Genomic DNA, 1,964 nt, shown 5'->3' on the forward strand with positions numbered 1-1,964 from the left:
AGATGCGCGGTCATTGCGTTTTCCGTGGTGGAAAGCGCCCAGACGTGGACGTCGTGAACGTCGGTCACGCCGGGCAGGTTCACCAGGTATTTTTCGATACCCGGCTTGTCCACGCCTGCCGGCACGGCGGCCATCGCGAGACGCATTGCATCGCGCCCAAGACCCCAGGTGCCGTAGACGATCACCGCGACCACGACAATGCTCATCACCGGATCGATCCAGCTCGCGCCCGTGAAGAGAATGATCAGGCCGCTGACGGCGACCGCAGCGGAGATCGCAGCGTCGGCGGCCATGTGCAGGAAAGCGCCGCGCACGTTGAGGTCTTCCTTGCTGCCGCGCATGAAGAGCCACGCCGAGAAGCCGTTCACGACCAGGCCGAGCGTCGCGACGATAAACACGTCGAAGCCCGCGACGGGCGCCGGATTGAGCAGCCGCTGCACGGCTTCGAGGACGATCGCGCCGCACGCGAAGAGCAGCAGCGCGGCGTTGGCGAGCGAAGCAAGTATCGACGAACTGCCCAGGCCGAACGTGTATCGCTCCGATGGCTTGCGCGTACCGAGCCACACGGCGCCCCACGCGAGGAGAAGGCCCAGGACATCGGAGAGATTGTGGCCAGCGTCAGCGAGCAGCGCGGTGGAATGCGCGATAAAGCCGTAAATGGCCTGCACGACCACGATCAGGATATTCAGCCCGACCGCTATTGCAAACGTGCGGCCCTGGCCCGCCGGCGGCGCGTGATGATGGTGGTGGTGACCGCCCGCGCCGTGGTCGTGCTTGGGCTTGTGGTCGTGCGCGTGGTCGTGCTTGGGCTCATGCGCGTGGTCGTGCGCGTGGTCGTCGTGCGAATGCGTTGCCATTTATTCGTTATCCGGTCGAAAATCGGTTTGCGGCTCGGCAACGTGCTCGAGCAGTTCAGTCAGCATGGCGCTGATGTGGTTATCGGCTGCGAGATAGAAAACCTGCTTGCCCTCCCGCTCCGCCCGCACGATCCGCGCAGCCCTCAGCAAGCGCAGATGGTGGCTGACAAGCGACGCGGACAGCCCAAGGGACTCAGCGATCGCCCCGACCGAACAGCGCCGCTCGACGCACGTCAGCACGATGCGCAGGCGTGTGGGATCGCCGAGGAGTCGAAACAAGTCGGCAAGGGGAACGACGCGTTCGTCGGTTGCGGCAAAAATCGTAGACAAAATAGGCTTCGCTAACATATGAACATGTGTTCATATGTTAGCGAATATAACACTGTTGCGTCAACGCAAAAATGCGACCGGCGACGAACGTGTGGGAAAATACCCCGTTTTGCATTCCTTGGCCCTCATGGACACAGTGTTTGAGCGCGGCTTCGCAGCTCACCGCGATGGCCGCCTGACCGAGGCGGAGCGCGACTACCAAGCCGCGCTCGCCGCCGAACCTTCCCACGTCGACGCACTTCATCTGCTCGGCGTGCTGCGCCATCAACAAGGCCAGCACGCGGAAGCGGCTGAACTGGTGCGGCGCGCGGTGGACCTGCGCCCCGCCGATCCAGGCCTGCAACTCAACCTGGGCAACGCGCTGAAGGCGTTGGGACGGCTCGACGACGCCATCGAGCGGTTTCGCAACGCACTCCATCTGTCGCCGGATTTTTCGCTGGCGCAATACAACCTCGGCAATGCGTATGCGGCGGCGGGACGCCACGAAGACGCCGTCGATGCGTTCGAAAAAGCGCTGCGCCTGCGACCCGGCGACGCCCCCACCTGGAACAATTTCGGCAATGCGCTGCTCGGCATGCGTCGTTTCGAGGAAGGCGCGCAGGCGTTCCGGCGCGCGCTGCAGATCCGCCCGGGACACGCGGGAGCGCACAACAATCTAGGCATGGCGCTCAATGGGCTCGGCGATACCTACGGGGCCATCGAACAGTTTTGCGCTGCGATCGTCGCCGAGCCGAATTACGTCGCGGCGCATTTCAACCTGGGCAATCTCCTCTATGC

Annotated in this window: 3 protein-coding genes; 1 reads left to right on the forward strand and 2 read right to left on the reverse strand. The window is 63.6% G+C overall.

Annotated features, from left to right (window positions below; all coding sequences use genetic code 11):
- Both WCA53_RS22735 and WCA53_RS22740 read right to left on the reverse strand, forming a co-directional pair.
- On the reverse strand, positions 1-857 hold an 857-nt coding region (locus tag WCA53_RS22735), incomplete at its 3' end, for a cation diffusion facilitator family transporter (protein ID WP_423915804.1).
- Positions 858-1,187, reverse strand: coding sequence for an ArsR/SmtB family transcription factor (locus tag WCA53_RS22740; protein ID WP_423915806.1), 330 nt, complete (start codon positions 1,185-1,187; stop codon positions 858-860).
- Between the two features lie 127 nt (positions 1,188-1,314).
- Between WCA53_RS22740 and WCA53_RS22745 the strand changes: the two genes are divergently transcribed.
- On the forward strand, positions 1,315-1,964 hold a 650-nt coding region (locus WCA53_RS22745), incomplete at its 3' end, for a tetratricopeptide repeat protein (RefSeq protein WP_423915809.1).

The sequence above is a fragment of the Caballeronia sp. genome (assembly GCF_049581465.1).
Taxonomy (GTDB): domain Bacteria; phylum Pseudomonadota; class Gammaproteobacteria; order Burkholderiales; family Burkholderiaceae; genus Caballeronia.